Below are 9,118 nucleotides of genomic sequence, written 5' to 3' on the forward strand. Positions count from 1 at the left end.
TGCTTGGCACGGATGCGCGCATTGACCGCAGCAAACTGCTGGGTCAGCCGGTCACGGTGACCATCCCGACGCAGAGCCTGCTGACGCCCCGCTATATCAATGGAAAAATCACCCGCGTGGCGGTGAGTGCCGTCGAGCTGACGGGCACCCGCTATGCGGTGTACCAGCTGACGGTGGAGCCGGACCTGTGGCCGATGAAGCGCGACCGTAACCTGCGTATCTTCCAGGGCCAGACGGTGCCGCAGATTGTGAAAACCCTGCTGGCTGAACATCAGGTCAACGTGGAGGATAAGCTCACCGGGAGCTACCGGGTGTGGGACTACTGCGTGCAGTATCAGGAGTCGAGCCTGGACTTCATCAGCCGTCTGATGGAGCTGGAGGGGATTGCATACCACTTCAGCCACGAGGCGGACAAGCACACCCTGGTGCTCACCGACGCCGCGACGCAGCATCAGCCATTCAGCGGCTACGAAGTCATTCCTTACCACCAGACGCCGTCAGGCGGCAGTACGGATGAAGAGGGTATCAGCCAGTGGGCGCTGGAGGACAGCGTCACCCCGGGGATTTACAGCCTCGATGACTACGACTTCCGCAAGCCGAACGCGTGGCTGTTCCAGGCGCAGCAGAACCCGGCGTCACCGAAACCGGGCAGTATCGACGTGTACGACTGGCCGGGACGGTTTGTTGAGACCGGGCATGCGGAGTTCTACGCCCGTATCCGTCAGGAGCGCTGGCAGGTGGAGCACCAGCAGATTCAGGCGACGGCCACGGCCGCGGGTATTGCACCGGGACACACCTTCACCCTGACCAGCGCCCCGTTCTTCAGTGATAACGGTGACTATCTGGTCACGGCGGCGGGTTACCATTTCGAGGAGAACCGCTACGCGAGCGGCGAGGGGGAAACCATCCACCGCACTGATTTCAGCGTCATCCCGGCGTCGGTGTCATACCGTCCGGCGCAGAGCACGGCGTGGCCGCGCACCTACGGCCCGCAGACGGCAAAGGTTGTGGGGCCAAATGGGGAGAGTATCTGGACGGACAAATATGGCCGCGTGAAGGTGAAATTCCACTGGGACCGTCTGGCGAAGGGGGATGACACCAGCTCCTGCTGGGTGCGCGTGTCGAGCGCCTGGGCGGGTCAGGGGTACGGCGGGGTGCAAATTCCGCGGGTCGGCGATGAGGTGGTGGTGGACTTTATCAACGGTGACCCGGACCGTCCGATTATCACCGGGCGGGTGTATAACGAAGCAAGCATGCCGCCGTGGGCGCTGCCGGCGGCGGCCACGCAGATGGGCTTTATGAGCCGCACGAAGGATGGCTCCGTGGATAATGCCAATGCCCTGCGCTTTGAGGACAAGGCGGGCGCAGAGCAGGTGTGGATCCAGGCTGAGCGGAATCTGGATATTAACGTCAAAAATGACGAGTCTCACTCTACCGAAAAAAATCGTACCCAGTTTGTTGGTGAAGATGAAACCTTACGGGTAGCGAAAAACCAGAAATCAGGGATTAAAGGCGATGTGGTATGCCTGACGGGGAACAGTCGAAACGATAAGGTCGTTAATAATTTTATACTTTCCGCAGGTAATACGCTGAGACTGGAATGTGGTGAAAGCGCCATCGAGCTATCAAAAGACGGTAGCGTTCATATCATTGGTAATAACTTTAACTTTACTGCAAAACAGAATGCTCAAATTAATACGCTTTCCGGGGAATTGCACTTAAACCCTGATGACGGACGTAATGTCATCGACCCACCAGGTGCATCCCATCAGGGTGAAATCCAGCAGGAAGTGGATGGTTTTTTTGTTTTTAATGCCAATAAATAAGAATAACCAGAATGGCCGAATATATCCTTCAGGAAGCAACACTCGCCTTGCCCGATGTATTTAAAGACAGAACCATGAATTTATTCACCATGAGTGATAACGGAGCTAGCGAGTTTACTTTTGTTGTTTCTTGTGCGACGGCAAAAAACGAAGATAAAGTCCATGATGCGGCTACCCGACTGACGCGTGAACTGGAAATTACGGTGCCCGACTTTCGTCTTGAATCCTCTCAGATGACTTCTGTTAATGGTCATCCGGCGGTAGAGCTTTTTTATCAGTTTAAAAATGATAACTCGGTCATTTTTCAGAAGCAGACGGTGATTTTACTCGCTGACCATCCTGGCGGGCAAAAGATGGTGTTGATGTTTTTTCCGGCCGGAAAATTGACTTCCTTTCAGAATTCAATGCAACAGAGACTGAAGTGCTATTTAAGCCTAATACATCGTTTGAGGTTATCAGCAGGTCAGATGAACTTGGGATAACAAATATAGAATTAAGGGTAATACCATGATCGACCTTCATACTGAAGACTCTGTAATCAATCATTATGCCGATCGCTATCGTACATACATGCCAATTAATGTCCGTAAGGCAATAAAAAATAACGGTATTGATGGTTTGAGTTCTTCACAAGCCTGGGATGAAACATTACCTTTAATTACGACTGAAGATATTTCACGTGATAAAGCACTTGGGGCGCTGGTCGGTTTGGCTGTTGGGGACGCAGTCGGCACTACTCTTGAGTTTAAGAAAAGAGACAGTGAACATGTAGCGGATATGATTGGTGGCGGACCTTTTCATTTAAAACCCGGTGAATGGACGGATGATACGTCCATGGCATTATGTCTGGCGGAAACTTATCTTTCAGAAAACAGAATGCATACCGATATACTTAGAAAATATCTCGTTAAATGGTATCTTAACGGTGATAATAGCAGTAATGGTCGGTGTTTCGATATTGGCAATACGACGCGATTTGCGCTTGAACAGTATTTGCGTATCGGGCCTTCATGGTATGGTAATACCGAGAAACACACTGCTGGTAATGCTGCGGTTATTCGTCAAGCTCCGGTGTCTATCTTTCGTCGAAAATCGCTGCGCGCGATTTACTTCGAATCCCAGGCTCAGAGTCGCGCAACTCATGGCGCGGTAGAGTCAATTAATGCATGCCAATTTCTCGGATTGGTATTACACTATTTAATTAACGGTTATAAAAAAGAAGAAGCTTTTTCCCCTCATGTTTTCCCACTATGCGCGCGTGTAATGATCATAAATGCGGGTGAGTATAAGCAAAAAACTCGCGATCAGATTCGTTCAAGTGGTTATGTAATAGATACGCTTGAGGCCGCGATGTGGTCCGTATGGAATACTGACAATTTCCATGATGCGATTCTGCTGGCAGCCAATCTTGCCGATGATGCTGACAGCGTTGCGGCGACGGCAGGACAAATAGCGGGAGCATTATATGGTTATTCTGGTATTCCGTCGGAGTGGAAAAACAAACTTGTAAAACACGAGCGTATCGCCAAAATGGCAGGTGAACTGTTCGATAGAGCTCCTGAGGATAATTTTTTATAATTGAATAATTCATATGGCACGGCTATTGTAGCGTGCCATTGAGTTGAAGGGAAAATGTTGGGTTAATGTGAAGTAACATGTGAGGAAAACAACTCACTTTGCCAGCATAGAAAATATACTGAATTATGCAAAAAAAGTAGAGTAGTTCGGTAATATTGCTTCCCGTACCTGATATTTGGCTAGTTAAAAAAATATCTCTACCAGCCAAAAGGTAGGGGGGTACAGAATTTATTCAGATAAAAATATGTCTAAGAGTGCTCATGAATAAAGAAAATTATAACGAGCTGAATTATATCAATGATGCCATTGATATAATCAATAAACGATTGGAAACAAAACCTGATTTTTCACTGTATGTTATGGTGAAGTGCCAGTTGGATTATATTAAATCTGTTTTGGTTGGCGCTGAAAAAGATAAAAGTAAATTACATTCATTGAATCTTGGAGTACTTGCATCTAAAGAATTTGATACAACAGATGCCGAACTTGCTGAGCATTTATCTAATGCTAATTATATAGCTTCGCAGATGGGGAAAGGATTGAAGATCATTCTTCCTCATGAACAAGATGTGGAATATTTGAAAAGACAAAAAAGATATCGTAAGTGATAGGCAGTTTTTTTGAATTCTGCTGGCCGCCAACCTTGCCTATGACGCTGACATCGTTGCGGCGACGGTGGGGCAAATAGCTGGAGCATTATATGGTGATTCCGGTATTCCTCAGGATTGGAAAAATAAACTCGAACAACACGAACGTATCGCCACAATGGCAGGTGAACTATTCGATAGAGCACTTGAGGATAATTTCTGGTAATTGTATAAATCATATGGCGCGGCTATTATAGCGTGCCATTAAGTTGAATAGAAAATGTTGTGTTGATGCGAAGTTGGATGTGAGACGAAACAACTTACTTTTCCAGTGTTGAAATATGTCGAAATATCAAGTGGACCATATTTGATGATAGTCACTCATTAATAAAGAAAGTGATTTTTTAATTTCCCCTCTTAATTCTATTATCTTCCTTTAATAAAATGTGGTGACTGATTTTATCAGGCAGAAGTGGTCGGGAATAATAGGCGCGCTCTCACTCTAATAATTTGACTCAATATAATGAATGAAATAACAGCCTTGGATTATGTTGAAAAAACATTAAGTTTATCTCAAAAGAGATATGCTGAAGTTAGAAAAAGTAATCCCCAATCCCCGCTTTTGCAAATGTACGACTTTACAGTACAACAATTATTATTTCTGCAGGACCTCATCGAAGGCAAGGAAAAGGATAAGGCGAAATTATGGAAAATGACGTTCGGTATGTATGCAGCGAAGGAGTTTGATAATTCGGATGAGTTGTTTTTTGAAAGGTTGTCGGATGCCTGGTTTATTGTTGATCAAATCCGCCGAGGATTAAAGGTTAGGCTCCCGCATGAGGTTGATGCCAATTATAGAATAAAACAACAAAATCTTAAAATGAAATATCCTGATGAATTTTAGGGTTGATATTAGATATATTTTATTATGGGTGGATGGTGATTGATTTACATGCTAATTTGAATGTATTGTTAAAATATGTAGATAGATATCGTAAGTACTTACCTGTTAGTAGTCTTTCAGTCCAGCAGAAAATGCAGTATAAATATAATGATAAACTATTAGAATCATCTTTTGATTGCGATGCCCAAAAACAATGGGACTTAACACCATCATGCAACATCTCACTAGTGGAATCGCGAGATCGTGCTGTTGGTGCGCTTATTGGCCTCGCTGTTGGAGATGCCGTAGGCACTACGCTCGAATTTTTACCGCGTGACAGAGCATACGTCAAAGATATGACAGGAGGTGGGCCATTTCGACTTCGCGCAGGCGAATGGACGGATGACACATCCATGGCATTATGTCTTGCGGAAACGCTTCTTGAGAAAGGTGATGCTGATACTATATGCTTCAGGAATAAGCTTCTGGAATGGTATCAGCATGGTTATAACAGTTCAAATGGCATCTGTTTTGATATAGGTAATACAACTCGCTTTGCTTTAGAACAATATTTAACTGTTGGTCCTGGGTGGAGCGGTAATACTTCGCCAGAAACTGCAGGTAATGCTTCTATTATCAGACAAGCCCCTGTCTCAATTTTTTTTAGAAAGTCATTAAGCAAAGCGTTTTATGAAGCTAAAAAACAGAGCATCGCCACGCACGGTGCCGCGGAAGCAATAAATAGCACACAGTATTTAAGTTATTTACTTGTACATATGATTAATGGCAGCAATAAAGATTTTGTTTTTGCTCCACACGTCATGCCGCTTCAGCCACGTGTAATGATTATCAACGCGGGTGAATATAAGCAAAAAACTCGCGATCAGATTCGTTCAAGTGGTTATGTCATCGATACGCTTGAGGCCGCGATGTGGTCCGTATGGAATACGGATAATTTCAGAGATGCTATTCTGTTGGCCGCCAATCTTGCCGATGATGCTGACAGCGTTGCGGCGACGGCGGGGCAAATCGCGGGTGCGCTGTATGGTTATTCCGGTATCCCACAGGAGTGGAAAGACAAATTGGTACAACACGAACGTATCGCCAGAATGGCAGGTGAATTATTCGACAGGGCTCCTGAAGATACTTTCTTGTAATTGTTTTCATATTTGGATAGTGAGGGTTTGAGCTGGTCGTAATTTCCGCTCAGGCAGATGGCGGAATTAATGGTATTGCTGAGTGTGTTGCCCTTTTGAAAAAAGATTAAAGAGGATAAATGGGAAATATTGTAATGCATTGGTTTTTCTTTATTTTCTTTATGATTTGGACACTAGCGCTTATCTGGAATGGAAAAGATTTTTTTAACAAGAAAAAGTGGCTCCTGGCGGGGATGATGTTGGTTCTGGTGTTAGTAGCCACAGTTGTCATTGGCTTTACGTTTAAATGGCTTTCTCAGTCGATGTCATTGTTTTCCATCGCAACGGCCAAACAATATTCGATCATTTTTTCTATGTCTTTTCTGTGCGTATGGGGTTTAAAGGTCACAGTTGTGCTCCTCTGTACTGTTTTCTCGGGGATTCTGAGGGGGCACAAAAGCTACAATGTGGAAAATTATGAAAAAATATCGTCTATATCACGCATCGTCGCACCTGGCTTACTTATCGTTGCTAAAAGCTTAATTTCCCTCGGAAGCTTCCTTATGTTTTCGGGTCTTTGGCTAAAGTAAGCACAATGATTAAGGTTGCATAACGGATACCCTAGTTTCTACTGTTACCGCAACCGCGTCTCCGCTTTGCGTCATGCCCTTGACCCGACCCGATACGGATGCGTGCATCGACCACAGCAGGCAGCTCGGTTAACTGGTTACGGTGATCATCCTCACGCAACCCGCCATGGCGCCAATTGTTAGTGTGTGACTGTCATAGTCGGGCGAGCGAATAAGGAGCATCGGATTCAATGAAGTTTCTCGGGTTTATTATTTTTTCATTGGTCGCTCTTACCTATATCTGGAATGGCAAAGATAATTTTAACAAAAAAGAATGGGTGGTTTTTTTCGTAAAATTATCTTTTATATTAGTCGGCACTTTTATTCTGGTTTTCGTGTTGATCGGATTGCGGGAAATTTTCCCCTCGATGACAAAAGAAGATGGTGAGTTGGTACTAATCGTTATTCCGCCTTCGTTTGTCACACTATTATTGGCTAAGTTTTTCGTCATTATGCTTTGCACAATATTTGAAACTATAATGCGTTTTCATCAGCGATATAACACGGAGCAAAATTATTCGATTTTGTCATCGCTGGCAAACAGATATAGCCCTGGATTGATTTTGCTGGCGAAATGCCTGGCATCATTTGGATGCATTCTTATATTCTATGGTATCTGGTTAGCCTCCGCGGCCTAAGTGAAGAGACATTATAAACACTTAGAACAACTTTCCGTTTCCCATAGCCTCCGCTACCAGTAACGAAAACCTTGAGGCGAACGACTGGAAATGGCTGTACACCTCAACTGACAAGGAAATACTTCATTACCAGGTGATATTTCCCATGCGTGTTAAGCCAGCAGGTTTGACTCCACCACACATTACTGAAGTCGGCTTGACGAATGAGAGGGGGTTATCCATCTCCGGAGTAACACTGTGGACGTGCTGGGAAAATTTCATCGCTGCGGAAGAGATGTGTGCTTTATACCAATGCTTTGTTTTTAGCATGGGGAAAGTATGGTGCCATGCGTAGAGTGTATTTTTAATTTGTTAATTAAGTGTTATATATTAAATGATAGATTCCTCGACGATTTCCCCCCAGGTGATTTTTCATCTGTCTGGTTACATGTAATAGTAAATGACTTTTTTCATTTATCCGTTTTTTTATTATCTTCTCCAGCATAAAACCATTACGGAATAAAGATTATGCTCAACCGAATTACCGTTCAGCTCCCGGTGGAGGGGCTTCTGTTCTGGAAACTGACGGGCCGCGAGGCGATGTCCGAGTCGTTCGCCCTGACGCTGACCCTGCTTGGCACGGATGCGCGCATTGACCGCAGCAAACTGCTGGGTCAGCCGGTCACGGTGACCATCCCGACGCAGAGCCTGCTGACGCCCCGCTATATCAATGGAAAAATCACCCGCGTGGCGGTGAGTGCCGTCGAGCTGACGGGCACCCGCTATGCGGTGTACCAGCTGACGGTGGAGCCGGACCTGTGGCCGATGAAGCGCGACCGTAACCTGCGTATCTTCCAGGGCCAGACGGTGCCGCAGATTGTGAAAACCCTGCTGGCTGAACATCAGGTCAACGTGGAGGATAAGCTCACCGGGAGCTACCGGGTGTGGGACTACTGCGTGCAGTATCAGGAGTCGAGCCTGGACTTCATCAGCCGTCTGATGGAGCTGGAGGGGATTGCATACCACTTCAGCCACGAGGCGGACAAGCACACCCTGGTGCTCACCGACGCCGCGACGCAGCATCAGCCATTCAGCGGCTACGAAGTCATTCCTTACCACCAGACGCCGTCAGGCGGCAGTACGGATGAAGAGGGTATCAGCCAGTGGGCGCTGGAGGACAGCGTCACCCCGGGGATTTACAGCCTCGATGACTACGACTTCCGCAAGCCGAACGCGTGGCTGTTCCAGGCGCAGCAGAACCCGGCGTCACCGAAACCGGGCAGTATCGACGTGTACGACTGGCCGGGACGGTTTGTTGAGACCGGGCATGCGGAGTTCTACGCCCGTATCCGTCAGGAGCGCTGGCAGGTGGAGCACCAGCAGATTCAGGCGACGGCCACGGCCGCGGGTATTGCACCGGGACACACCTTCACCCTGACCAGCGCCCCGTTCTTCAGTGATAACGGTGACTATCTGGTCACGGCGGCGGGTTACCATTTCGAGGAGAACCGCTACGCGAGCGGCGAGGGGGAAACCATCCACCGCACTGATTTCAGCGTCATCCCGGCGTCGGTGTCATACCGTCCGGCGCAGAGCACGGCGTGGCCGCGCACCTACGGCCCGCAGACGGCAAAGGTTGTGGGGCCAAATGGGGAGAGTATCTGGACGGACAAATATGGCCGCGTGAAGGTGAAATTCCACTGGGACCGTCTGGCGAAGGGGGATGACACCAGCTCCTGCTGGGTGCGCGTGTCGAGCGCCTGGGCGGGTCAGGGGTACGGCGGGGTGCAAATTCCGCGGGTCGGCGATGAGGTGGTGGTGGACTTTATCAACGGTGACCCGGACCGTCCGATTATCACCGG

9 protein-coding genes and 1 pseudogene are annotated in these 9,118 nt (G+C 47.3%); all 10 read left to right on the forward strand.

The window, feature by feature from the left end; genetic code table 11:
* The coding region (locus F8561_RS12300) for a type VI secretion system Vgr family protein (protein ID WP_151887521.1) at positions 1-1,826 on the forward strand (1,826 nt) is incomplete at its 5' end.
* Between the two features lie 11 nt (positions 1,827-1,837).
* Positions 1,838-2,308: a DcrB-related protein gene (locus F8561_RS12305; protein WP_020883475.1), complete on the forward strand. Its 471-nt coding sequence runs from the start codon at positions 1,838-1,840 to the stop codon at positions 2,306-2,308.
* A 25-nt stretch (positions 2,309-2,333) separates the two neighbouring features.
* Entirely contained in the window at positions 2,334-3,404 is a 1,071-nt protein-coding gene (gene tri1, locus F8561_RS12310; protein ID WP_148576305.1) for an ADP-ribosylarginine hydrolase Tri1, read from the forward strand.
* Between the two features lie 260 nt (positions 3,405-3,664).
* Positions 3,665-4,012 carry an immunity protein Tsi6 family protein gene (locus tag F8561_RS12315; RefSeq protein ID WP_020883477.1) on the forward strand — a complete coding sequence of 116 codons (348 nt, stop codon included), beginning with the start codon at positions 3,665-3,667 and terminating at the stop codon, positions 4,010-4,012.
* Positions 4,013-4,028: 16 nt separating this feature from the next.
* Positions 4,029-4,217, forward strand: a pseudogene (locus F8561_RS12320) (ADP-ribosylglycohydrolase family protein); the annotation flags it as partial.
* Positions 4,218-4,514: 297 nt separating this feature from the next.
* The gene (locus F8561_RS12325) at positions 4,515-4,895 is read left to right on the forward strand and encodes an immunity protein Tsi6 family protein (protein WP_151887522.1); all 381 of its coding nucleotides are present in this window, start codon (positions 4,515-4,517) and stop codon (positions 4,893-4,895) included.
* Positions 4,896-4,930: 35 nt separating this feature from the next.
* The gene (gene tri1 / locus F8561_RS12330) at positions 4,931-6,031 is read left to right on the forward strand and encodes an ADP-ribosylarginine hydrolase Tri1 (protein ID WP_032669867.1); all 1,101 of its coding nucleotides are present in this window, start codon (positions 4,931-4,933) and stop codon (positions 6,029-6,031) included.
* Positions 6,032-6,150: 119 nt separating this feature from the next.
* Positions 6,151-6,600, forward strand: a complete 450-nt coding sequence (locus tag F8561_RS12335) for a hypothetical protein (RefSeq protein ID WP_113656330.1) — start codon at positions 6,151-6,153, stop codon at positions 6,598-6,600.
* A 230-nt stretch (positions 6,601-6,830) separates the two neighbouring features.
* Positions 6,831-7,277, forward strand: coding sequence for a hypothetical protein (locus tag F8561_RS12340; protein ID WP_040017726.1), 447 nt, complete (start codon positions 6,831-6,833; stop codon positions 7,275-7,277).
* Between the two features lie 507 nt (positions 7,278-7,784).
* A partial coding sequence (locus F8561_RS12345; RefSeq protein ID WP_151887523.1) for a type VI secretion system Vgr family protein occupies positions 7,785-9,118 on the forward strand: 1,334 nt, incomplete at its 3' end.

The sequence above is a fragment of the Enterobacter sp. 198 genome, assembly GCF_009025585.1.
GTDB classification, from domain to species: domain Bacteria; phylum Pseudomonadota; class Gammaproteobacteria; order Enterobacterales; family Enterobacteriaceae; genus Enterobacter; species Enterobacter ludwigii.